Below are 23,147 nucleotides of genomic sequence, written 5' to 3'. Positions count from 1 at the left end.
GAATCACCGTAGTGGCTTACTCACCTGGAATCATCGTAGTGGCTGACTCACCTGGAATCATCGTAGTGGCTGACTCACCGGCCACCAGCCTGATAAGCCACGCTACCGGTAGCTTCAATAGTGTATCGTTAACAGATACCAATCAAGAAATCCATGGAATACGTATCGCTTGGACAAACCGGGCTGAAGGTATCGCAACTGTGTTTCGGGACGTGGCGATTCGGAAGAGAAAGCAGTGGTGTCATCGAAACCGGTCGCGAAGAGGCACACGAGCTGCTGGACGCCGCCCACGGGGAAGGGATCAATTTCATCGACACGGCTGACCTCTACGGGGACGTGAACGGGACCGCGGAACGGTACCTCGGGGAGTGGATAGCTGAGCGAGACCGCGACGACTTCGTGATCGCCTCGAAGGTCTGTTATCCCTTCAACGGGCGCGGCGAACCCGGTCCGAACGACCGTGGACTGGGCCGTAAACACATCCGCAGGCAGATTGAAGGGACGCTCGACCGCCTCGGTACCGACTATCTCGACCTCTACTACATTCACCGCTGGGACGAGACGACGCCCATCACCGAGACGCTTCGGACCCTGGATACCCTCGTTCGTGAGGGGCGCGTCCACCACCTCGGAGCATCCACGATGGCGGCCTGGCAGCTGATGAAAGCACTCGGAGAAAGCGCACGCTACGGGCTCGAACGATTCGAGGTGGCACAGCCGCCGTTCGACGCGACGTACAACAATATGAAACGCTACGAGGGGTTTGACCTCGATCCGTACCTCGACGTCTGTGCCGATCAAGCCCTCGCAGTCTGTCCGTACTCGCCACTCGCCGGCGGGTTCTTGACCGGGAAGTACGACCGAGAGGGGAACTGGCCAGCGGGCTCTCGCGGCGTCATCGCGTCGGACGATTTCAGTCGGAAGTACGTCTCGGACGTCGCGTGGGAGGTCCACGACGCGGTGGTAGCCGTGGCCGACGAACTGGACGTCCCGCCCGCGCAAGTTGCGCTTCGCTGGCTGATCCAACAGGAGCGGTTCGAGACGGTGGTCCCGATCATCGGAGCGCGGACACCCGCACAGCTCGCTGAGAACGCCGGTGTCTCCGATGTTCGGCTCGATAGCGACCAATTGGCTCGGATCGCGGCACCGCGGGAAGCGACGTCGGAATAGCCCGTCCGCCCCGGTCGCCGGAGGCGATACCTATTTGTCCTCGCTGGCGACACCATCCACGTGGGTATGAGTACCAATAACGAACCACCGGTGTATCCCGATCTCGAAGGAAAAACGGCGCTCGTGACAGGATCGAGCAGGAACATGGGGCGAGCAATCGCGGTCGCGCTCGGCGAGTGCGGCGCCAACGTCGGCGTCACCGCTCGGAGCGACAGCGAGGGATGTGAGGAGACCGCCGCGGCTGTCGAGGCCGCGGGAGGCGGTGCGACGGTCGCGCTCGGCGACCTCGGCAAACCCGAAGAGATCCGCGACGTGTTCGAGCACGTGCGCGAGACGTTCGGGCCGATCGATGTCCTCGTCAACAACGCGGCGATACGGAACTCGAAGCCGTTCGAAGCGATCACGCTGGAGGAGTACCAACACGTGCAGGACGTGAACCTCCGGTCAGTGTTCGTCGCCTCGCAAGAGGCGGCGGCGGACATGCGAGAGCAGGGCGGCGGCTCGATCGTCAACATCCTCGGATTGATGGCGCTACAGGGCCGTCGCGGCAAGGCGCACGCGTCCGTAACGAAAACGGGGATCATCGGGCTGACGAAGACGCTCGCCTCAGAGCTGGGCCCCGACGGAATCCGCGTGAACAGCGTCGTTCCGGGGCGGAAGATCGCGGACACGCAGAACGTGGCGGAGAAGACCGACGCCGAGCTCGCCGACTTCCGGAAGATTGAGCAGGCGACCCCGCTCCGACGCCGCGGTCAGTCCGAGGAGATCGCGAACGTGGTTCGGTTCGTCGCCTCCGAGCAGGCGTCGTTCGTCACCGCCGAGGTGTGGAAGGTCGACGGCGGGCTCAACACCTGTATCGACCTCGAAAACATCGATACCGGCGGCGTCTAACGCGTCGCGTCGGGAGTACGACTTTTCAAAAGTAAAAACGGACCGTCGAGTGCGAGCCCGTTAGAACACTTCGCGCTCGATGAGTTCTCGGATCTCCTCGTTGTCGAGGAAGGCCTGAATCTTCTGGTCCACGATCTCGCGAACGGGATCGCCCACGATGGGGTTGTGGTCCTCCGGGGCGAACGCTTCGGCAATGGCGGACGCCAGTTCGTCGGATTCGGCCGCCGCACCCCACGCTTCCTCGTGAATATCGATGACTCCCGGGTGGGTGTCGGGCGGGAGGAACAGCATCAGCGTGTCTTCGACCAGCGTTATTGCGGTGCGGGCCGCCTCCTCCGGGTAGTTCTCCGCGTTGAGGATGATCCCCTGCGGGTTGTTCCGTAGCGTCTTCTCTACGGGGTCGTCGACGGTCGGCGCGATCTCGGGGAGCGTGTCTGCGATCCCCTCGTAGAACGCGCTCTCCGGGTTCGCGAACACGAATTGCGTGAAGTACGCGTCGTTCCGCGCGGAGTAGTTCGACACGTACGAGCCGAAGTAGCCGTCGAGGTCGCCGCGCTCCATGGCGGCGCGGGCCTCGCTCCCACCGTCGACCTCCACGAACTGCCAGTTGTCCTCGTTGAGGACCGGGTCGTTCTCACGGGTGTACTGTGCGAACACCAACTGGGCCGCGTTTGCGTACGGGAACACCAGCGTCTGTTCTTCCGCAAGCTCCTGGAAGTCCGTCCAGGTCATCTCGAAGTGATCCTCAACCGGGGTGGTGCGCGGGTTGAACTGCAGCGCGCGAGTGTCGGTCGAGAAGCCGACGAGCGGCTCCATATCCCGGATCTCGAAGTTGGCCTGTTCGGCGCCGATCTGATTCGTAACGATGGAGTTGACGCGTCCGCCACCCATGACCCCGCCGTCTGTGGCGGCGTCCATCAGCTCGTTGAACAGGATGATCCCGTTCGCCTGCGGTCGGTTGGTGACCGTCGAACCTACGTCACCCGGCCACTCCGGCTCGACGTACTGGAGCCACGTTCGCGCCTGCACGTCGATCAGTCCTCCGGGGTCGGTGTCGACCATCACATCGACCAGTTCGCGGTTCGGCGGCCACGGAACATCGTCGTCGCCGTTGTCACCGTTGCCGCCGTTGCCGCCCCCGTCTCCGTCACCGTTTCCGTCACCGTTCTCGTCTCCGTCCCCCGCACACCCGGCCAGTCCGAGCAGCCCTGCTGCTGCTAGACCCTGGACAAACCGCCTTCTGTCATGTGTCATGTTACAACATGCTATAACTGGAAAGATGATTATATAAGGGTTGTGGTGAACCCCCGCTCACGCAACAGAACACCCGCAAAGAGGCATATATTTATTCAGAAATAGTCGGATTTTTCGTGTTCGTGGATCTCAACCAGGTTCGGGACGACTCCCTGCCGAAACGCGGTAACGCGTCAGACCTGCAGTGCCTCCACGAGCGAGCCGACGTCGGAGCGCTCCGGTAAGTCGTCACAGAAGGCGATCACCTCGTCCATCGCGGCTTCCGTCAGCAACGGGTCGGCCATGCTCCGGAACTTGGCGACCAGTTCCTCGCGCGGGAGCGGGTTCTCCGCGTGACCCGGTGCGTAGTCGACTCGGCGGTCGCGGGTCGCGTCCGGCGTCCGTATCCGAACGATCGACGGGGTCGAGTTCGGTTCCGCGCGTGCGGCCGCGTTCATCTCTTCGCTCTCCGTGACGCTCACGAGCTGCATCAGCCGGTGGAGTTCGGGGTCCGTGCGGTACGCCCGACCGTAGTGTTCGGGCGTCACGTCGCCGTGGACGACGGCGAGCGCGGCGGTGTACGGGATGCTGTGGTCCGCGCTCTCGCGCGTGAGATCCGTCGACCACTTCTCTTCGCCGCCGAGGATCGTCGCCGCCTGCTCGAACGTCTCGATTTCGATCGCCTCGATCGCGTCCGGGCCGATATCGTGTTCGGCGACGAGATCGCGGACCCCGGTGATCATCGGCTGCATGTAATATCCGCACGGGAACGGCTTCACGTGTGCACGCGTGATGCGGTACGCCGCCCCGTCGCGGCCGCCGAGCTCGTCGACGGTCAGCTCGCGGTCGGCAGCGACCTCGAAGAACCCGCCGGGCCCCTCAAACACGCGCTCTGGACCCGTCATTCCTTCTCGGGCCAGCTGGCAGGCCTGGACCGCGTTGTGACTGACGTACGGGTGAGCAACGCCCTTCCACATGCTCACCGCACCCTTGCGGGCGACGCTGAGCGTGAGGTTCGACGCGCCGGCGATTCCGAGCGCGTTCACGAGTTCCGATCGATCGAGTCCCATCAGCCGCCCCGCGGCTGCAACCGTCGAGAACGCCCCCCACGTGACGTAATCGTACCCGTGCTCCCAGGTCGCGCCGGTGTCGAGGCCGGCGCCTTCGATCTCGTACGCGACGACGATCGCTTCGAGGAGTTCCTCTCCGGTCGCACCCTCCGCCTCCGCAACGGAAACGAGCGCGGGAATGTGGTCACTCGGATGACACGCACGTCCCTCGCTGACGAACGCGTCGTTGTAATCGAGGTACCGGACCATCGTTCCGTTAATGAGCGCCGCATACTCGGGCCGAGTGGTCGTTCCCGCACCGAACACCGTCGCAGCCGCTCTATCGCCTGAGCCCCCGTCCGTACTCCCCACCGACCCGTACAACGCCCGGAGGTGCTTGCTCGGCGGGCTCGTGTACGCTCCGAGACAGCACCCGAGCGAGTCGAGTGTAAGCCGCTTCGCCGCGTCGACCGCCTCCGCAGACAAGTCGTCTTCGGACAGCGCTAGCGCATAATCCGCGATCGTGTCGCTTGTGAACTCCATGTCTGTCACTGTCTCAGCGACTGCTTATAATTATGCGCGGTGCGTTCGCCGGTCCGAAACCGGCGCGTTCGACCGCGAACAACTTCCTGAACGAATGAGACTGTGAAAATCCTGAACGAATGAGACTGTGAAAACTGAACGACGTACCGTTGATACGACCGATATCTTTATTTTTGCAGGATAGGTCCTCTTTCGTATGGGTGCAACCGAAGCATTAGCTGCGTTTGTCGCTGAGACGGAACTCTCCGACGTACCGGAGCCGCCACAACAGAAAGCGAAGGAGGCGATCACGGATCTCGTCGGCGTCGCGCTGTACGGCTCACACCACGATGTCGGCGATCGGATCACGGCGTTCGTCGAGGCCGACTCGGCGGGCGACGCGGCGACGATGCTCGCTCGGGGACGCGCCAGCGCCACCGGTGCCGCGCTCGCTAACGCGACGTACGGGCACGCCGTTGACTACGACGACACGTTCGAATCGATCGTGATCCACCCGACGTCACCGGTGTTCAGCGCGACGCTCGCGGCCGCCGAATCAGTCGGTGCGACGGGCGAGGACGTCCTCCGAGGCTACCTCGTCGGCGTCGACGTGGCCTACCGGACGGGCCACAGCACGTACCCGTCGCACTACGATAACGGCTGGCACAGCACGGGAACGGTCGGCACGTTTGGCGCCGCCGCCGCCGCCGCCTCGGTGCTCGGGATGGACGTCGAAGGGGTTCGGAACACGTTCGGCATCGCGGCGTCGGCCTCGTCGGCGCTGAAAAAGAACTTCGGGACGATGACGAAGCCGCTTCACTCCGGGCACGCCGCCCAGATGGGGCTCCGGGCGGCGCTACTTGCGGACGAGGGGTTCACCGCAGATTCGGACGTGTTCGACGGGGAACTCGGATACGGCCACGTGATGACCCCGGACGGGTCCTACGACCCGGACGAACTGACCGACGACCTCGGCGAGACGTGGGCCGTAATGGATATCGGCTACAAGCCGTACCCGTCCGGCGTTATCACGCACGCGGCGATGGACGCGTTCCGCGAGCTGCTCGTCGAACACGACCTCGGTCCCGACGACGTCGAGCGCGTCGTCGTGTCGCTCGATGACGCCGCCTCGAAAATGCTACACCACGAGAATCCCTCGACCGGCTTAGAGGCGAAGTTCTCTATCGAGTTCTGTCTCGCCTCGGTACTCCGGGAGCGCGACCCCGGCGTCCACGAGTTCACTGACGAGTACGTCACCGCACCGGAGACGCGCGAGCAGACCGCAAAGATAGAGCGCGATTTCAAGCCGAACCTGTTCGGGGGCGACTACGCCAACTACGCCGCCCGCGTCACCGTTGAAACCGTCGACAGCGAGGAGTATTCCACCGAGATGACGCACGCGCCGGGTCACCCGTCGAACCCCCTCTCCGAAGAGCGGATCCGCGCGAAGTTCGACGAATGCACCCGCGACGTGATCACCGACGAGGAGGCGGACGTCGTGTACGATGCCATCCAGCATCTCGATGACGACGGCGAACTCGACCGCCTCATCGACGCTGTCAGCGCCTAAACGCCGATCACGGCCGGGCTCACGGACGGGTCTGACCGACGGAACAACTACTTCGTATCCGACCGCGACTCCCCGGCAGAGCTGATCACCGCAATAAGCTCTCGAGCGGAGCGATCTTCCACTGTCCGTACCGCATCGGCGACAGCGGCTCGCCCCGCCTCGTCGAACCGCGGGGTGAGGTCGGCGAACTTCTCAGACAGGTCGGCCCACGACATCGGGTGGTCGGGCTCGCCGGCGACCCAGTCGCGGAAACGCTCGACGGTCCCCGAGGCGGTCCGAACGGTGACCCGTCCCGGGTACAGTTCGGGGAGGTACGCCTCCAGTTCCTCGCTTCCGATCGTTCGAGTGGCGTCCATCAGCCGACCGAACTCTCCGGGGTACTCGTCGGCGATCGCGGCGTCGAACGCAGTGAGCCCGACCTCACCGGCGGTGAGCGCAAGGGCGACCGAAAACGGCATATCGAACTGCGCGTCAGCGGAGGTGGTCGGGTGCGACGCGTCCGCCTCGCGGGCGAACATGGCGGCGCCGGAGGTCGGTAGCTCCACGACGACCTCCTCGACGGTCGACGGATCGACTTCCCCCTCCGCGACGAGGTCGGTCAACAGCGCGATGGGGACGTGCGCGAACGTTCCAACCGGGTACGGTTTCACTTTCGTACGGGCCGCCTCGTACACCTCGCCGAGGTCGGTCGTCGCGCGCTCGGGCCGGGGACGGTCCGCGTACGCCTGCAGGAACCCGAGTTCGCCCTCGATCGGGTCCGGGGGACCTCGGAAGCCGTTCTCCGCGAAGGCGAGCGCGGCGAACGCCCGGCGGGCCGCGAGTCCCGGGTGGATCCGCTTGTTCCAGCCGCCCGTGCGACTGCACTGATAGCTGGCGCCCGCCTGGCTTCCGTTGACGCCGAACGCGGCGACGAACTGGTCGACACTGAGCCCGACGACGACGCCGGCGGCCGCGGTCGCCGCGAACGTTCCACAGGTCCCGGTGGGGTGAAATCCTCGCTCGTGTGAGCTCCGCGGGTTACACGCCATACCCAACCGCGCAGCGACGTCGTAGCCGGCGACGATCCCCTCGAGAAGCGTGCGTCCGTCGGCGTCGGCGGAGTCGGCGGCCGCGAGCGCCGCCGAGACGACGGACGATCCGATGTGGAGGCTGCCGGGCGAGTGTCGGTTGTCGTAGTCGAGACTGTGTGAGAGCGCGCCGTTCGCGAGCGCCGCGGCGCCGGCATCGAGCCGCTCTCCGGTCGCCAACACCGTCGCCGTCCCGTCTCCCCCGGCTCGTCCTGTGTCGTCCGTCGCGACTCCGGCGTCACCGTCGCCTCCGCCGAGGGCCCGGCCGGTCTCGACCATCACGGCCGCCGAGTCGCTCCACTCGTACCCGCCGACCGTGGTACCGAGGGTATCGAAGAGGAGTTTCTTGGTGTAGTCGACGTCGGCGGCGTCCATGTCCGACAGCGACAGCGACGCGCAGTACTCCGCGAACTGACGAGCGATTGTGGGCGGCATCGTACCTAAGCGTACACGCGCCCCTATGAGAAGCTTCCTCTCGATCGCACGGTCGTCCGATTCCGATCGTCGATATCGGCGTCACGACTCGCATTGGCCGCCGTGTAAAGGTATAAATCCGTGACCGGAGAACGTTCGAACGACGATGACCACTACTGACGACTTCGCGGAGTTCATCACGGGAACGACGTACGACGACCTCTCGGCGGAGGTCGTCGATGGAACGAAAAAGCGGATCCTCGACTCGCTCGGTATCGCGCTCGGCTCGGTCGGCGCGGAGCCGGTCGAGATCGTCCGCGAGACGGTCTCCGAGCTCGATCCAGAGGGCGGCGCCTGCAGTGTCTGGGGTGCCGACGGAGCCGAATCGGCGTCGCCGCCCGAGGCGACGATGCTCAACACGTCGTTGATCCGGTACCTCGACTACATGGACGCGATCCTCCTTCCCGGCGAGACGCCGCACCCGAGCGATAACGTCGGGGCGGCGGTCGCGACCGCGGAGTACGCCGACAGGTCGGGCGAGGACCTCATCACGGGCGTCGCGCTCGCCTACGAGGCGCACGGCGAGATGGCGGCGAAGGCTCCCGGACGAGACATCGGCTGGGACCACATCCAGGTGACGTTCGGCTCGGCTGCGGCCGCGAGCAAGCTTCTCGGACTCGACTACGAGCAGATCCGTAACGCGATCGGGATCGCCACGGCGGCGTCGAACCCGCTCCGCGTGACGCGTACGGGAGAGATTTCCATGTGGAAGGGGATAGCCTCGGCCAACCTCGCCCGTAATGCGGTGTACACCGCGATGTTGGCGAAGAACGGGATGGAGGGGCCGACCGACGCGTTCGAGGGGCAGAAGGGATGGAAAGAGATCGTGCAGGGGCGAGACTTCCAAGTGGAGTTCACGCCCGGCGAGCGCGTCACGCAGGTGATGATGAAAAAGTACATGGCGGGGACGCACGCGCAGACCGCCATCGAGGGGCTGCTCGAAGTGATCGAGCGCGACGACATCGACGTCGACGCGATCGAGCGCATCCACTTGGAGACCTACGAGAGCGCGAAACACGTGATGGGCGGCGGCGAGGGGGACCGCCACCTGCCGAAGAACCGCGAGCAGGCGGACCACAGCATCCCGTACACGCTGGCGGCGGCGGCTCTCGACGGCCAGTTGATGAAAGAGCAGTACGAACCTGACCGGATCGTGAGCGACGACGTGCAGGCGCTCATGCAGACGGTCACCATTGAAGAGGACCCGGAACTCAGCGAGCTGTTCGACACCGGTAAACAGCCGTACAACATCACCGTGACAACGGCAGACGACAGCGAACATCGCATCGAGAAGACGTCCTTCGAGGGCCACCCCCACACCCCCATGTCGTGGGAACGATTAGAGGAGAAGTTCCACGGCATCTCCAAGGACGTGTACGGCGAGGAGCGCCGCAACGAGATCATCGAGATCGTGAAGAACCTCGAAGACTACGACGCGAGCGACCTGACGGCGGCCCTCTGAGACGCTCGACGGCTTCTACCGGTCCCGTTTCCTCCTCGCGGTCCCGCTTCTGTCTCGGTGAGCAGTACCTCCGATCGTCGCTCCCGGCTACTCTCCGTCGACGACGTCGGCGAGCCGCGAGCCGGCGGCGAGTAACGTCGCCTCGTCGAACCGCGGTGCGAACAGCTGCAGGCCGACGGCCGGTCCGTCCTCGATGCGGTTCGGCACCGTCAGTGCGGGGACCCCGGTCACGTTGGCGATCTTCGTGTATCGACCGTACCCGAACGCGCTCTCTAGGCCGTCGTAATCGAAGTCGGGATCGGTAACGGCCTCGATGGTCGGCGCGAGCGCGGGAACCGTCGGGGTGACGAGCACGTCGACACCGTCAAGCGCGCCCGCGAGCGCGTCTCGAACGGTCGCTTGGGCGGCGCGAGCACGGACGTAGTGGCGCGCGCCGTGCGCGTCGGCGAGGTGCGCGCCCGCGAGCATCCTGCTCCGATAGAACGCGTTGAGCTCTCCGGACGCCGCGCGCGCTCGCCGCTGAAACCCCGCTCTATCACCCGGATCGACCGACCCACCGCGGCGGATCGGTGCGCCGCCGTCGCGCCAGAACGCGGCGAGTTCCGTGTAGCTGATCGCGTTCTTGAGGTGTTTGGTCTCGTCGAGGTAGGGTATCTCGATCTCCACGAGCGTCGCGCCCGCGTCCTCGATCGCGTCGACGGCGGCTCGGTGGCGATTCGCGACAGCCCCCTCGATATCGTCCGTCATCCCCTGCGTCGCGACCCCGACCCGGAGATCAGCGATCGGTGGCGGCGACGCGGCGGCGTCCACGTAGCCGCCGACCTGGTATCCCTCCTCACCGGCCGTGGCGGCGCTCGCGGGGTCTGCGGCGTCGGGACCAGCGAGCGCTTCAAGGACGCGGGCGGCGTCGTCGACGCTCCGCGCGATCGGGCCGACGTGATCGAGCGCGTACGTGTTCTCGATCACCCCCGAGAGGGGGACGAGTCCGTACGTGGGCTTGAGACCGACGACGCCGCAGAAGGCCGCCGGCTTCCGGGTCGAGCCGCCGGTATCGGTGCCGAGCGCGACGTCGACGAGTCCGCCCGCGACGGCGGCCCCGCTTCCGCCGGAGGAGCCGCCCGCGATCCGGTCTTCGTCGAGCGGGTTGCGAACGAGCCCGCGAGCGGTCCGGCCTCGACCGCCCCCCGCGAACTCGTCCATCGTCGTTTTCGCGGCGACGGTCGCGCCCGCCCGACGAAGCCGGTTCGTGACCGTCGCGTCCCTTGACGGCACGAACCCTTCCATGACGGCCGAACCGCAGCGCATCGGCACGCCCGCGACGGCGATAAGATCCTTGAGCCCGACGGTGACCCCGTCGAGGAGGTCACCGGAGTCGGTGGTCGGCGGTACGTGACAGTCGACGCGAATCGCGTTGTACCGGTCGGTCCCTTCGGACCACGATCGCTCTCCGGGGTCCGACGCGCCAGTCGAAACGGGCACATCGTACACCGCGTCGAGGTCGTCCGCGAGCCGATCGTTCACCCGGTCAGCCATCGCGTCGGCCTCTCCTGGGGAGACATCGATCCCCCACTTCTCACCGAGCTCCCGCACGTCTGTACCGGTGACCCGTTGAATGGCGTCTCGCATACGAGAGGGTCGGCTCCACGAGCGCTTAAAACTACGCGGCCGACGGGACGGCTCGGACATGCGGGAGATAGAGGCGTACCGGAGATGGGAGACGAACAGGAGACGGGGGGCGAACAGGAGACGATCAGGCGTACCGCAGATTGAGCTCGATCTCGTTGGCGTGACCGAGGAGCAGGTTCGGGAGCTCCTCGCGGAATCGGTCGTCCTTGAGCCGGTTGCTCGGTCCCGACACACTGAACGCGCCGAGGATCACGCCGTCCGGGCGAAAGACGGGGACGCCCACGGCTCGGAGCCCCTCGACCGATTCCTCGTCGTTGTACGAGACGCCGGCCTCGTGGATGCGGTCGAGTTCGGCGTCTAGCGATTCCCGGCCGACGATCGTCCTGTCCGTCTCCGCGGGCAGTCCGTGCTCCGCGATGACTTCGTCGACGCGAGCGGTCGGCAACTCCGCGAGGATCGCTTTCCCCGCCGCCGTCGAGTGGAGGTGCCGATGGACGCCGTCACGCCGGTCGATCATCACGGCGTTCTCGTCGGACGCCTCCGTGTGCAGGTAGATCCCGAGTCCGTGCTCTTCGATGACGAACTGGGCCCGTTCGCCCGTCGCCTCGGCGATCTCGGTGACCTTTCGAGCACAGAGTCGGTAGCCTTTCTTCCGGTACTTGGCGTACGTCCCGATGTCGAGAAACTCCATCCCGACGTGGTACTCGTCGCCCTCCTTGACGACGCAGCGTTCCGCCTCCAACGTGGCGAGGTACTTGTGCGTCGTGCTCGGTGCCAAATCGAGGTGATCGGCGAGCTCTGTGACCCGCGCGCCCTCAAGCTCCCTGAGGGCCTCGATGACGGCGAACGCCCGGTGGACCGTCGACAACGTGTCCGTTTTGCGTGGGCGGCTCATACTCGAAGCGGAGGCGACGACGGTATATAATATTCACTATAAATCCAGACACATACGCGACGGACCACCGCCTCTCCCAGTACAGATACCTCTCGCCGCCGTACGCTGCCGGAATCGAGTCCACTCGCGCGGATGCCGTCCGCCTCGCCGCCCGTCCGCTGATTCACCCACTGTTCTCGGACGCACGACCGGCAGGCGCAGTCCGAAACGCACTATATAATATTCCGTATATACGAATACGATTCGCATCGAGCGGTTTCGGAGGGGATATGCGCGTTCGATGAGGTGCGGATCCGTCTTTCTATTACGTCCGTATGAATGTAATGCCTCTGCGGACAGAGTGAATCACACCACCAGATCGCCGTCTTCGGATTCAGTTGGTATATAACATTCCGGATATACGAATATAAGTTGATCATCCGTGATAGTTAACGAGCGTGCAAACGGGATCAACTCTTATACCGTGACCGGCGTAGAGCGTGGTATGCTAACCACAAAAGGCGATCTCCTCACGGTGGACGTGAGCGAGCGAACGGCGACGCGAACGTCGATCGACGACCTGCTCTCGGCATACATCGGCGGTCGCGGCGTGGCGACTCGGCTCGCGTACGACCGCATCCCGTTCGACGCCGACCCCCTCGGACCGGAAAATCGGGTGTACCTCTCGACCGGCCCGTTCCAGACCTCGCAGATGAGCTTCACCGGTAGGATGAACGCGACGGGCCTCTCTCCGCTCACGAACGGGCTGCTCTCTGCGAACGCCGGCGGGTTTCTCTCTCGACATTTCTCGGCAACCGGAGCGCCCTGCGTGGAGATAGTTGGGGAAAGCGACGAGCTCCTCGCGATCCACGTTACCGACGACGGCGTCGAGTTCGAGGCGGTCCCGGAGCTCGCTGGCGCGACGGTGCCGGAAACGTCCGCCGTCATGGACGAGCGGCACGGACTCGGCGGTGAGCACCTCGTCACGGTCGGCCCCGCTGGCGAGAACCTCGTTCGGTACGCCTGTCTGATGACCTCGAACTCGCGCGCGTTCGGTCGCGGGGGGCTCGGTGCCGTGCTGGGTGCAAAGCGGGTAAAGACGATATCGTTCGACGGGGACGCCGAGCTCGCCGTCTCGGGGCTCAACGAAGAGACCGCCTCGGAGATCCACGGCGACGCCGCCACGAGTGACAGCATGATGAAACGGCAGGGGACGACGAGCGGCGTCGACGTCAAAAACGAGCTGTTCTCGCTGCCCACGAAGTACTTCGAGCGGATGGACTTCGACGAGGGCGTCGAGGGGATCAACGGCGCGGCCGTCGAATCGAAAAAGTACAAGCGCGGGACCTGCTCGATGTGCGCGTTCGCCTGCAAGCTCCCGACGCGAGACGAGTCGCGGGGCGTCGAGACGGAGGGCCCCGAGTACGAGACCGTGTTCTCGTTCGGGAGCAACCTGCTCGTCGACGACATCGTCGACGTGATGCAATCGAACGAGCTCTGTGACCGCTACGGCCTCGATACGATAAGCGCCGGTGTCACCGTGGGGGCGTACCTCGCCGCCGAGGACCGCTTCGGGGACGTCGAACTGATCCACGACCTCGTCGAACGCATCGCCCACCGCGAGGACGAGGTCGGCGACCTGCTCGCGGAGGGGGTAGATCGGATTCACGAGGAGCTGGGCGTGGAAAACTGGACGAGCAAGGGACTCGAGTTTCCGGGTCACGACGGTCGAGTGCTTCACGGCCGCGGATTAGGGTACGCGACGGCGAACCGCGGCGCCGACCACATGTACTCGAAGATCCACAACCTCGAGTACGACGGGGAAGTCGATCCCGAGGGACTCGACGGCAAGGCCCCTATCGTCGCGACGCTCGAAGATCTCAAGGCGGTGAACGACTCCGCGGTCATCTGTAAGTTCTCCCGCTCGTTCATGACCGAGGAGCGGTACGCGTCGCTGTTCGACGTCGACTACGACGAGCTGTTGGAGATCGGCGAGCGCGTCGTTACGCTCGAACGCGCCTTCAACAACCGACGAGGGTTCGACCGCGCGGACGACGCGCTGCCGTACGACTTGCCGGGGTTCGACGCTGCCCTTGACGAGTACTACGACGTCCGGGGATGGACGACCCGAGGCGTCGTTCCGGACGACGTGCTCGGCGCCGTACTCGACGCCTGAGCCGCGGTCGTGAACGGTGACCGCCGTCCCCGTCACGACCCCTGTCACGATACGGGATCGCGTTGTGGGCGGGCGGTACGACTATTGTGATAGCTGTCGTAGGTGTACGTACAATGCCAACAGAGATCACGGACGGTGTGTACGACATCACGTGCCTCGACGAGCCGGGAGGGAAACGATACCGGGCGTTCCTGTTCGTCGACGGGACTCCGACGCTGTTCGATACCGGGCTCGCGTCCACGACGGACGCGTTGTTCGCGGGGATCGAAGCGGTCGGCGTCGAGCCGGAGCGGCTCGTGATCACGCACGGCGACGGCGACCATCTCGGCGGGTTCGACGGCGTCGTCGAGCGGTATGACGTCGAATCGTGGGTACCCGATCAGCTCGAAGCGAACACCGAGCGCGAGCCGGACGAACGGTACGGAGACGGCGATCGAATTGGTCGGTTCGTCGCGGTGCACACGCCCGGGCACGAGCCGGAACACCACAGCCTGATCGACGAGGAGCGCGGCGTCGCCGTCCTCGGCGACGCTCTCTCGGGAGCCGATCAGCGCGGACTCGAAGCCGGACGGTTCCACCTCCCGCCTGCGGTCTACTCGACGGATCTCAACCAGGCCGAAGAGAGCCTCGAACGCCTCCTCGACTACGAGTTCGACGTCGGGTTAGTGTATCACGGCAGTTCGGTCACCACCGACGCGAGCGCGAAGATCGACCGGTACGTGAACTTCCCTGGAAAGTGAGGTGTGACTGTCGAGGCGACACGTTTCGGACTCGAAACATCTCTGGTCCCGAGTCGCAGGGGGTCACTCGCCGGACCACTCGGGCTCGCGACCCTCGAGGAACGCCGCGATCCCTTCGGCTTTGTCCGCCGTGTCGAACAGCCCGACGAACAGCTCGGCCTCGTAGTCGATGCCTTGGTCGAGCGGAAGCCGGGCGCTCGCGCGGACGGCCTCCTTCGTGCGGAAGAGCGCGGTCGGGCTCTTCGCCGCCATCGCTCCCGCGAGCTCCGCGATCCGGTCATCGAACGCGTCGTCAGGGAGGGCCTCCTCGACCAGCCCCTTCTCGGCGGCCGTCGCGGCGTCGATCAGCTCTCCGGTGAGCGCGAGCTTCATCGCCTCGCCCTCGCCGATGAGCCGGGGGAGGCGCTGAGTGGCGCCGCCGCCGGGCATGATACCGAGCCCGATCTCCGGCTGGCCGAGCCGCGCTCGCTCGTGAGCGATCCGGACGTCACACGCCAACGCGAGCTCACACCCGCCGCCGAGCGCGTGTCCGTTGACTCGCGCGATAACGGGTTGCCTGAGGGCCGCGACGGTCTCGTACACGCGCGGTCGCTCGCTGACGCGCCGCTGTTCGAGCGCGTCCCGGTCGCGGAGCTCCGTCACGTCCGCGCCCGCGACGAACGCCTTTCCGGCAGCGTCGCCGGTGAGGACGACCACTCGGACGCCCGCGTCGCGATCGGGGTCATCGAGCGCGGTGCAGACGGCCGTCAGCTCGCGGCGGAGCCGGGCGTCGAGCGCGTTGCGGGCGTCCGGTCTGCTGAGCGTCACCGTCGCCACGCCCTCGTCGGGCTCGTCGACGGCGACGGAGACGTGATCGCAGTCGGCCGCGACCGCAACGACGTCTCGTCGGTCGCCGGCGATGGGATCGAACGCGTCGGCTGCGGAGTCGTCGTCGGTCGTCGGGTCATCGTCGGTCACGGGGTTATCGTCGGTCGTCGGGTCATCGTCGGCCACAGGATCGTCGCCGCTCATCGTTCTATGCTCCCCGAACTATCGCTCTCGGCGTCCGCTGCATCGACTATTTCGCCGCCCTCCCAGCGGTAGAACCCCTCTCCGGCCTTCCGACCGAGCTTTCCGGCGCGGACCTTCCGGCGCAGGAGTTGAGGCGGTCGGAACCGCTCCCCGAGTTCCGTGCGCAGCGTCTCCAAGATATCGAGACGGACGTCTAGACCGACGATATCGGTGAGTTCCAGCGGCCCCACCGGGTGATTGTAGCCGAGCGTCATCGCGCGGTCGATCTCGGCGGGCGCTGCGACGCCCGACTCGACCATCCGGATCGCTTCGGCCCCGAGCGCGACACCGAGCCGCGAGGAGGCGAACCCCGGAGCGTCGCGGACGACGACGGCCTCTTTGCCGATCCCCTCGACGAAACTGACGGCGCGCTCGCGGGTCTGTTCTCCCGTCCGCTCGCCCACTACGACCTCGACGAGCGCCATACGGTGGACGGGATTGAAAAAGTGGAGGCCGCAGAAGCGCTCGGGAGCGTCGAGCGCGCTCGCGATCGCCGTCACGGGGATCGACGAGGTGTTGGAGGCGATCAGCGCGTCGTCGGTGAGAAATGCCTCGGCATCACCGAGTACCCGACGCTTGAGTTCGAGGTCTTCGGGGACCGCCTCAACGAGCACGTCAGCGCCGGCGGCGGCGCGTTCGAGATCGGTCGTGCCCGCGATCCGGTTGAGCGCGGCGTCGGCCGCCTCCCGAGTGAATACGTCCCGCTCGACACCCTCGTCGAGCGCGTCCGCAATCCCCGCAATTCCGTCGCTGACGAGGCCGTCCTCGACGTCTCTGAGCGAGACCTCGTGTCCGGCGAACGCGGCGACGTGAGCGATCCCGCGACCCATCGTCCCCGCACCGAGTACGGTTACGTGCATAGTTCACACACACCGCTCGACAGCAAAAGGCTTCGTACACCGGCGGGATTGAGCGTATGCGACTTTCGTTCGATCTACCGGTCGACGAATAGCGGTCTGAACCGAAGCGAGTGTCCGACACAGCGGCGGTGCGAGCCGAACCGTCGCGTCTCGCCCGGACCCATGGATATATCTCTCGGCGGCCGTATCACACACGTCATGGACGCGTATGTCGTCGGAGCGGGCCAGTCGGCGTTCGGCTCCTTCCCCGACGAGAGCTACCGATCGCTTTTCGAGACCGCGTACACGCAGGCGGCCGAGAGCGCTGGCCTCGTCCCGTCAACGCTCTCGGACCGCGTCGACGAGGCGGTCGTCGGAACGCTCGGCGTCGGCGGTCGACAGATCGGGCTGTCGGGACCGGCGGTCACGGAACACGTCGGGCTCGACGGAGTCCCCTGTACGCGCGTCGAGAACGCATGTGGCGCTGGCGGGTTCGCCGTCAGATCCGCGGTACAGGCCGTCAAGAGCGGAATGGCGGATCTCGTGCTCGCCGGTGGTGTCGAGGTCATGACCGACACGAGCGCCGACACGACGAAGTGGTGGCTCGGCGTCAGCGGTGAGACCGCGTGGGAGCGACTCTCAGGGACGACGTTCGCGGGCGTGTACGCCCAGATGGCGTCGGCGTACTTCGACGCGTACGACGCAGACCCCGAGGCGATGGCGCGCGTCGCCGTCAAGAACCACGCCAACGGTGCCCGTAACCCGAAGGCGCATCTCGGATTCGAGTGCACGCTCGCGGACGCTCGGGACGCTCCCACCGTCGCCGACCCGCTGAACCTCTACCACTGCTGCCCGACCTCCGACGGAGCCGCGGTCGTGCTCGTCGCCAGTGAAACGGCAGCGGCGGAGTTTGACGACGCTGTTCGGGTCGCAGGCGTCGGGGCCGCCTCCGATCGAGTCGGGCTGTTCGAACGCGACACGTACACCTCGATTCCGGCCTCGCGGACGGCCGCCGAGGCGGCGTACGAGGCGGCCGATATCGGGCCCGATCAGATCGACCTCGCGGAAGTCCACGACTGCTTCGCGATCGCCGAACTGCTCGCGTACGAGGACCTCGGATTCTGCGCCCCGGGAGCAGCACCCGACCTCATCGAGCGGGGCGTCACCGACCGCGACGGGGATCGTCCGGTGAACACCTCGGGCGGGCTCAAATCGAAGGGACACCCGATCGGGGCCACCGGCGTCGGACAGGTCGTCGAAGCGTTCGACCAGCTGACCGGTCGTGCCGGCGATCGGCAAGTCGCCGACGTCGGTCGAGCGCTCACGCACAACGTCGGCGGATCCGGCGGTGCCGCCGTCGTCCACGTCTTGGAGGCGGACCGATGACGGAGAGCGAGCCGTCCTCGGAGCGATCCGGAATCGCCGCGGTTGGCGGGTACGTCCCGCGCCTCGCTCTCCCCGCAGAGGCGTACCGCGAGGCGTGGGAGACCGGTGCCGCCCCGGGAGTCGACCGAACTGCGGTTCCCGACGCAGACGAGGACAGCCTCACGCTGGCGGCCGAGGCGGGACGGCGCGCACTCGACGCAGCGGCCGTCGATCCGAGCGAGATCGCCTCACTCGCCTTTGCGACGACGACGCCCCCGTCGGAGGAGGATGAGGCAGTCGTGCGACTCGCGAGCTTGCTCGGAACGCCTGCGAGCGCTCGGACGCGTGAGCACGGGCGAAGCACCCGGGCGGGGGTCGCCGCGCTGGCCGACGCGCTCGCGGGTGACGTTCCGACGCCGGCGCTCGTCGTGGCTGCCGATTGTCCGAACGGATCGCCCGAAAGCGACACGGAGGCCGCGGCCGGTGCGGGCGCCGGCGCGGCGCTCATCGTCGACGGCGGGCCGCTCCGAGCGATCGCGACGGGCGAACACGCCGACCCATATCCGGGTACCCGATTCCGCCGTCACGGCCGGACGCAGACGGAATCGCTCGGAGCCGCGGCGTACGAGCGCGACGCCTATCGGACCTGCGTCGCGAGCGCAATTGCCGACGGGCTACCGGGCGATAGCGAACCGACTGAAGCCGATCCGGACGCGGTCGCGCTCACGGCACCCGACGGGAAACTCCCATACCGCGTCGCCGGTGGGGCTCCCGGACTCGACGTCGAGCGGATCGCGGCCGGTACGGTTGTCGACCGGACCGGAGACACCGGGGTCGCAGGACCGCTTCTTGGCCTCGCTGACGCGCTTGCAGACGGTGCGAGACGCCCTCTCATCGTCGGATACGGCGGCGGGTCCGGAGCTACGGCAGTCCACCTCTCGAGAGACGGCACCGTCTCCGTCGATGCCGCCATCGATCCCGTGACCGACCTCACCTACGCCGCGTACGCGAGACGACGAGGCTTCGTAACGGGCGACGCACCCGCCGGCGGTGGTGCGAACGTGAGCGTCCCGTCGTGGCGTCGGACGCTCCCGCAGCGACACCGGCTCGTGGCCGGTCGCTGTTCCGATTGCAGTGCACTGAGATTCCCGCCAGAAGGCGCGTGCGTCAGTTGTGGGTCGCTGGCTGGCTACGACAGTGTCCAACTCCCCGGAACGGGAACCGTAGAAGCGGTTACGACCGTCGGTGCTGCCGGGGCTCCGCCGGAGTTCGCCGTCTTCGGTCAGCGAGCCGGGTCGTTCGGCGTTGCCGTCGTCGGGTTCGACGCTCCTGAGACGGGTTCGGTGTCACTCCCCGTGTCCGTGATTGCGGATGTCGACGTTCCCGCGGTCGGCGACCGGGTTCGGACGGTCCCGCGGCGGATCTACGAGCGTGAGGGCGTGGTCCGTTACGGGCTCAAGGTCGTCCCGACCGATGCGATTCGGGAGTCTCACAGCCGGTAGTATTACCACTGGTCACTCCAACCATCGTTCACTGATGAGCACGCAATCAACTGAGACGTACCACGACGAGCGACGGCGATGACCGAGCAGACGAAGATTCTGGAGGGGATCAAAGTCGTCGACCTCTCGACGTTCGTCACCGGCGGCTTCTGCTCGGCGATGCTCGCCAATCAGGGCGCCGAAGTCATCAAGGTCGAACAGCCCGGCTACGGCGACGCCGTCCGTCACTCCGGCCCCCCCTTTATCAAGGGCGAATCCCCCTACTACTGGACGCTCAACTACGGCAAGCGGAGCCTCGAACTCGACTTGAAAAACGACCGCGCTAAGGAGGCGCTGTACGAACTCGTCGAGGAGGCCGACGTGTTCGTCCAGAACTTCCGGCCGGGGACCGCCGAGCGGCTCGACGTCAACCACGAAACGCTCGCCGAGCACAACGACGACCTGATCTACCTCGCCATCTCCGCGTTCGGCCAGACCGGCCCGTGGCGCGAGCGCTCCGGGTACGACCTGCTCATCCAGGGCATGAGCGGGATCATGAGCGTTACCGGCGAGGAAGGTCGCCAACCCGTCAAAGTCGGGCTGCCGATGACGGACCTCATCACGGCGATGTGGGCCGCGTTCGGGACCATGACCGCGCTGTACCGCCGGGAGCAGACGGGCGAGGGCGAGTACATCGATTTGGGCATGTTGGAGGCGACGCTCCCGTGGCTCACCAAGCAGGCGGGGATGACGTTCGCTGGAGAAGAGACCAAACGAATGGGGACGAAGGACCCGGTGCTCGCGCCGTACCAGACGTTCGAGACGAAAGACGGGTTCATCAACGTCTGTATCCTCAACGAGAAGCTGTGGGGCGAGCTGTGCGAGGCGCTCGACCGGCCGGACCTGCCCGAAGACGACCGATTCGAGGTGAACGCCGACCGAGTCGACCACCTCGACGAGTTGGAAGCGGAGATCGAGGCGACGCTCGCCGAGCACACGACCGACGAGTGGATCGAGATCATCGCGGAAGAGGCGGGCGTCCCCGCTGGCCCGGTGTACGAGGTGGAGGAGGCGCTCTCGAACCCGCAGATCGAGGCTCGGGGGACGGTGACGGAGATCGAGCACCCGGAACTCGGGACGGTGCCGGTGATCGAACACCCGTTGCGGTACGAGAACGCGACGAGCGGGTTCGACCGAGCGCCGCCGCTGCTGGGCGAGCACAACCGCGAAGTGTTCGGGGAGCTCGGGTACTCCGACGCGGAGATAGACGCATTGGCGAGCGAGGGCGTGTTTGGCACGAATGATAATGAGTAACAGAGAGTAACAAAGAATAATATCGAAGATAACGTATGTATGCAGAAGCATATGTTTAATGTCATTATCTCTAACGACCCACAGACATATAGGAGACTCACTTGCATTCCAATTTCATAAAACAATCAAATTATTACTTGAAAAGTTTAATAACTAATTTTGTGAGATTATAAAGGAAGTATAATATTTCCTGCGTGATTTTTGCGAGCTGGCAGCGTCTTATTTCGTTATCATTAATATGATGTGTGATACTTTAAAACATCTATGAATAATAATGCTGTGAATTGGCATATACGTGTGAAACCAAAACGGCCCTCTCGGTAGCATACGATATACCCGTTCGTGAATTCTCTCTGTGAATCAAATAAGAAATAGTCAAATTGTGAGCTCAGTTATGACCGGTAGATCGGACCGATGAACGCCAAATAGTCAATACACAAAACAGTATGTAAAATCGATAATTGAGCGAATAGAGCGGGATGCTGAACTTCATCAAGCGTTCCGGTATTACTTCTCGTTCCACAAACGCTACGTTGATCTCGTCTAAACAGCCCCTGAGGCAGTCGTTTTCGGCATTAATTTCTTGAAAACGTACCACCCTTTTTTTAACCTATATTTGTCTCCTTTCTATTTATTCTGAATACCGCCAAACGCACATGCATAGACCTTTTGTGAGAACCCACGAAGTGGATTCAAGAATGGCGTATATCGTCCGCATGCCAAAACTGGGTGTAGAGATGCAGAGGGGGACGCTTCTCGAGTGGTTCCCGGAGGAGGGGGACGATGTCGAAGAAGGGGACGTCCTCGCGGAGATCGAATCGGAAAAGTCGGTCGCCGAGGTCGCGGCGCGGGAGACTGGAATATTTCGACACAAGCTACTCGAAGAGGGAGCCGAGGTCGAACCGGGCACGCCGATGGGAATCGTTTCGGCTGCCGACTCGGACGTCTCGGACTTGCTGGAGAAAGCGGCGGAGGAGTCGGAGACCGTGGTCACGTCTACGGAGGAAGCAGAGGCGAACCTGGAGACCGAGACGGAGCCGTCGACTGAATCGACTCCATCCGCTGAAGGCACGGCAGTAGAGGACGCCCGGATGACCCCGAAGGCGCGAGCGCGTGCGACGGCTGAAGCGATCGACGTGACCTCGATACGCGGAACGGGACAGAAAGGCGCGATAACCGTCGCGGATATCGAACGCGCAAAACGCGGCGAACGGCCTCCCTCCAACGGTCACTCCGCCGAAACTACACCATTCATCGGAACCGGCAAGGAGCCGGAACTCGTCACGCCGCGCGCCCGGAGACGCGCGTCCGAACTGAACGTGCCCCTGTCCGCTATCTTCGGTAGCGGTCCCCACGGATCGGTCCGGGAAGCGGATGTCGAGGCGGCGGGAGGGGCAGGCGCTCCCGCCAGTGCCGGCGCCGTAGCCGCGGAAGGAAGTGCCGGAAGTGACACCGCGGGGCGAACGATCAAGGCGAAACAGCCGCTCTCGGGGACCCGTGCGACCGTCGCCCGTCGCCTCAGCGCGAGTTGGGAGGCGCCACATGTTACCGTCGACCGCCGTGTAAACGCAGAGTCACTGTTCGAGGCCGCGGGCGCCGCGGACGACGTGGTCTCGATAACGGACGTCCTGTTCAAGGCACTGAGCGAGACGCTGACGGAGCACCCCGAGTTCAACGCGACGTTCGAGGATGACGTACACACGGTGTACGCGGACCACAACATCGGATTCGCGATCGACACCGACATGGGGCTCATCACACCCGTCTTGCGAAACGTCGAAGACAAAAGCGTCACAGAGATCGCGCATTCCCGAGGCATGCTGACCGACCGGACTCTGGGTGGCCGGCAAACCGCCGACGACCTGAACGGCGGGACGTTTACCGTCACGAATCTCGGCGTTCTCGGCATCGACTCGTTCACGCCGATCATCAACCCGCCGCAGGTCGCGATCCTCGGCGTCAACAGCGTGAAAGAAGAGCCCAAGCGCACTGAGCGCGGGATCGAATTCGGGAAAACGATCGGCTTCAGCCTCTCGTTCGACCACCGTGTCGTCGACGGCGCCGACGCGGCCCGGTTGCTCGACACACTCGCGGACCAGTTGGCGGATGCACCGGCGTTACTCGAGGCGTAAAGGCGTACCGCGGTCTCGATTCCAAGACGGATTTCTCTCTGCGCAGTCGGCTGATCTACACTGTGGGTGGTACTCCGGGGGCGGCATCGGTGTGCGAACGTGACTTATTCCG

The 23,147-nt window shown here is 65.0% G+C and carries 17 protein-coding genes; 10 read left to right on the top strand and 7 right to left on the bottom strand.

Annotation, left to right across the window (positions count from 1 at the left end; all coding sequences use genetic code 11):
- Window positions 1-153: 153 nt before the first annotated feature.
- The gene (locus ACNSN4_RS14075) at window positions 154-1,170 is read left to right on the top strand and encodes an aldo/keto reductase (RefSeq protein WP_418286477.1); all 1,017 of its coding nucleotides are present in this window, start codon (window positions 154-156) and stop codon (window positions 1,168-1,170) included.
- A 66-nt stretch (window positions 1,171-1,236) separates the two neighbouring features.
- Window positions 1,237-2,061, top strand: a complete 825-nt coding sequence (locus ACNSN4_RS14070) for an SDR family NAD(P)-dependent oxidoreductase (protein WP_418286476.1) — start codon at window positions 1,237-1,239, stop codon at window positions 2,059-2,061.
- Window positions 2,062-2,121: 60 nt separating this feature from the next.
- On the opposite strand, the gene ACNSN4_RS14065 is transcribed toward ACNSN4_RS14070, so the two are convergent.
- Both ACNSN4_RS14065 and ACNSN4_RS14060 read right to left on the bottom strand, forming a co-directional pair.
- Window positions 2,122-3,315 carry a type 2 periplasmic-binding domain-containing protein gene (locus tag ACNSN4_RS14065; protein WP_418286475.1) on the bottom strand — a complete coding sequence of 398 codons (1,194 nt, stop codon included), beginning with the start codon at window positions 3,313-3,315 and terminating at the stop codon, window positions 2,122-2,124.
- Window positions 3,316-3,488: 173 nt separating this feature from the next.
- Entirely contained in the window at window positions 3,489-4,886 is a 1,398-nt protein-coding gene (locus tag ACNSN4_RS14060; RefSeq protein ID WP_418286474.1) for an MmgE/PrpD family protein, read from the bottom strand.
- Window positions 4,887-5,082: 196 nt separating this feature from the next.
- Here ACNSN4_RS14060 and ACNSN4_RS14055 point away from each other — a divergent pair, with 196 nt between their 5' ends.
- Window positions 5,083-6,435: an MmgE/PrpD family protein gene (locus ACNSN4_RS14055; protein WP_418286473.1), complete on the top strand. Its 1,353-nt coding sequence runs from the start codon at window positions 5,083-5,085 to the stop codon at window positions 6,433-6,435.
- 47 nt (window positions 6,436-6,482) lie between these two features.
- Here the strand turns inward: ACNSN4_RS14055 and ACNSN4_RS14050 are convergent, their stop codons facing one another.
- Window positions 6,483-7,937, bottom strand: a complete 1,455-nt coding sequence (locus tag ACNSN4_RS14050; protein ID WP_418286472.1) for an MmgE/PrpD family protein — start codon at window positions 7,935-7,937, stop codon at window positions 6,483-6,485.
- A gap of 145 nt (window positions 7,938-8,082) precedes the next feature.
- Here ACNSN4_RS14050 and ACNSN4_RS14045 point away from each other — a divergent pair, with 145 nt between their 5' ends.
- Window positions 8,083-9,438, top strand: a complete 1,356-nt coding sequence (locus ACNSN4_RS14045; RefSeq protein ID WP_418286471.1) for an MmgE/PrpD family protein — start codon at window positions 8,083-8,085, stop codon at window positions 9,436-9,438.
- Window positions 9,439-9,525: 87 nt separating this feature from the next.
- Here the strand turns inward: ACNSN4_RS14045 and ACNSN4_RS14040 are convergent, their stop codons facing one another.
- Together ACNSN4_RS14040 and ACNSN4_RS14035 are read right to left on the bottom strand one after the other, a co-directional pair.
- Window positions 9,526-11,064, bottom strand: a complete 1,539-nt coding sequence (locus tag ACNSN4_RS14040; protein ID WP_418286470.1) for an amidase — start codon at window positions 11,062-11,064, stop codon at window positions 9,526-9,528.
- A 124-nt stretch (window positions 11,065-11,188) separates the two neighbouring features.
- Entirely contained in the window at window positions 11,189-11,959 is a 771-nt protein-coding gene (locus ACNSN4_RS14035) for an IclR family transcriptional regulator (RefSeq protein WP_418286469.1), read from the bottom strand.
- Window positions 11,960-12,443: 484 nt separating this feature from the next.
- Between ACNSN4_RS14035 and ACNSN4_RS14030 the strand changes: the two genes are divergently transcribed.
- Window positions 12,444-14,114: an aldehyde ferredoxin oxidoreductase family protein gene (locus tag ACNSN4_RS14030; protein WP_418286468.1), complete on the top strand. Its 1,671-nt coding sequence runs from the start codon at window positions 12,444-12,446 to the stop codon at window positions 14,112-14,114.
- Between the two features lie 113 nt (window positions 14,115-14,227).
- Complete coding sequence (locus ACNSN4_RS14025) at window positions 14,228-14,854, top strand: MBL fold metallo-hydrolase (protein ID WP_418286467.1); 627 nt, start codon at window positions 14,228-14,230, stop codon at window positions 14,852-14,854.
- 63 nt (window positions 14,855-14,917) lie between these two features.
- Here the strand turns inward: ACNSN4_RS14025 and ACNSN4_RS14020 are convergent, their stop codons facing one another.
- Window positions 14,918-15,865 (bottom strand): enoyl-CoA hydratase/isomerase family protein, encoded by a 948-nt coding sequence (locus ACNSN4_RS14020; RefSeq protein ID WP_418286466.1) that lies wholly within the window; start codon window positions 15,863-15,865, stop codon window positions 14,918-14,920.
- Entirely contained in the window at window positions 15,862-16,764 is a 903-nt protein-coding gene (locus ACNSN4_RS14015) for a 3-hydroxyacyl-CoA dehydrogenase family protein (protein ID WP_418286465.1), read from the bottom strand. Before ACNSN4_RS14015 ends, ACNSN4_RS14020 begins: the two co-directional genes overlap by 4 nt.
- A gap of 198 nt (window positions 16,765-16,962) precedes the next feature.
- On the opposite strand from ACNSN4_RS14015, the gene ACNSN4_RS14010 reads away from it, so the two are divergent.
- From ACNSN4_RS14010 to ACNSN4_RS13995, 4 genes are all read left to right on the top strand, one after another.
- Window positions 16,963-18,129 (top strand): thiolase C-terminal domain-containing protein, encoded by a 1,167-nt coding sequence (locus ACNSN4_RS14010; protein ID WP_418286464.1) that lies wholly within the window; start codon window positions 16,963-16,965, stop codon window positions 18,127-18,129.
- A complete protein-coding gene (locus tag ACNSN4_RS14005; RefSeq protein ID WP_418286463.1) occupies window positions 18,126-19,610 on the top strand; it encodes a zinc ribbon domain-containing protein in 1,485 nt (494 codons plus the stop codon). The genes ACNSN4_RS14010 and ACNSN4_RS14005 overlap by 4 nt, the downstream gene beginning before the upstream one ends.
- Window positions 19,611-19,688: 78 nt before the next feature.
- A complete protein-coding gene (locus tag ACNSN4_RS14000) occupies window positions 19,689-20,903 on the top strand; it encodes a CaiB/BaiF CoA transferase family protein (RefSeq protein WP_418286462.1) in 1,215 nt (404 codons plus the stop codon).
- A gap of 698 nt (window positions 20,904-21,601) precedes the next feature.
- Window positions 21,602-23,035: a dihydrolipoamide acetyltransferase family protein gene (locus tag ACNSN4_RS13995; RefSeq protein ID WP_418286461.1), complete on the top strand. Its 1,434-nt coding sequence runs from the start codon at window positions 21,602-21,604 to the stop codon at window positions 23,033-23,035.
- The last annotated feature ends 112 nt before the right edge of the window (window positions 23,036-23,147 follow it).

The organism is Halorubrum marinum, assembly GCF_048381195.1.
In the GTDB taxonomy this organism is placed as follows: domain Archaea; phylum Halobacteriota; class Halobacteria; order Halobacteriales; family Haloferacaceae; genus Halorubrum.
The sequence above is the reverse complement of the archived record's forward strand: the minus strand, read 5'-3'. Positions and strand labels throughout refer to the sequence as shown.

Coding starts and splice junctions, on each gene's coding strand:
- ACNSN4_RS14075 (WP_418286477.1), top strand. CDS start 154: ATGGAATACGTATCGCTTGGACAAACCGGGCTGAAGGTATCGCAACTG.
- ACNSN4_RS14070 (WP_418286476.1), top strand. CDS start 1,237: ATGAGTACCAATAACGAACCACCGGTGTATCCCGATCTCGAAGGAAAA.
- ACNSN4_RS14065 (WP_418286475.1), bottom strand. CDS start 3,315: ATGACACATGACAGAAGGCGGTTTGTCCAGGGTCTAGCAGCAGCAGGG.
- ACNSN4_RS14060 (WP_418286474.1), bottom strand. CDS start 4,886: ATGGAGTTCACAAGCGACACGATCGCGGATTATGCGCTAGCGCTGTCC.
- ACNSN4_RS14055 (WP_418286473.1), top strand. CDS start 5,083: ATGGGTGCAACCGAAGCATTAGCTGCGTTTGTCGCTGAGACGGAACTC.
- ACNSN4_RS14050 (WP_418286472.1), bottom strand. CDS start 7,937: ATGCCGCCCACAATCGCTCGTCAGTTCGCGGAGTACTGCGCGTCGCTG.
- ACNSN4_RS14045 (WP_418286471.1), top strand. CDS start 8,083: ATGACCACTACTGACGACTTCGCGGAGTTCATCACGGGAACGACGTAC.
- ACNSN4_RS14040 (WP_418286470.1), bottom strand. CDS start 11,064: ATGCGAGACGCCATTCAACGGGTCACCGGTACAGACGTGCGGGAGCTC.
- ACNSN4_RS14035 (WP_418286469.1), bottom strand. CDS start 11,959: ATGAGCCGCCCACGCAAAACGGACACGTTGTCGACGGTCCACCGGGCG.
- ACNSN4_RS14030 (WP_418286468.1), top strand. CDS start 12,444: ATGCTAACCACAAAAGGCGATCTCCTCACGGTGGACGTGAGCGAGCGA.
- ACNSN4_RS14025 (WP_418286467.1), top strand. CDS start 14,228: ATGCCAACAGAGATCACGGACGGTGTGTACGACATCACGTGCCTCGAC.
- ACNSN4_RS14020 (WP_418286466.1), bottom strand. CDS start 15,865: ATGAGCGGCGACGATCCTGTGGCCGACGATGACCCGACGACCGACGAT.
- ACNSN4_RS14015 (WP_418286465.1), bottom strand. CDS start 16,764: ATGCACGTAACCGTACTCGGTGCGGGGACGATGGGTCGCGGGATCGCT.
- ACNSN4_RS14010 (WP_418286464.1), top strand. CDS start 16,963: ATGGACGCGTATGTCGTCGGAGCGGGCCAGTCGGCGTTCGGCTCCTTC.
- ACNSN4_RS14005 (WP_418286463.1), top strand. CDS start 18,126: ATGACGGAGAGCGAGCCGTCCTCGGAGCGATCCGGAATCGCCGCGGTT.
- ACNSN4_RS14000 (WP_418286462.1), top strand. CDS start 19,689: ATGACCGAGCAGACGAAGATTCTGGAGGGGATCAAAGTCGTCGACCTC.
- ACNSN4_RS13995 (WP_418286461.1), top strand. CDS start 21,602: ATGGCGTATATCGTCCGCATGCCAAAACTGGGTGTAGAGATGCAGAGG.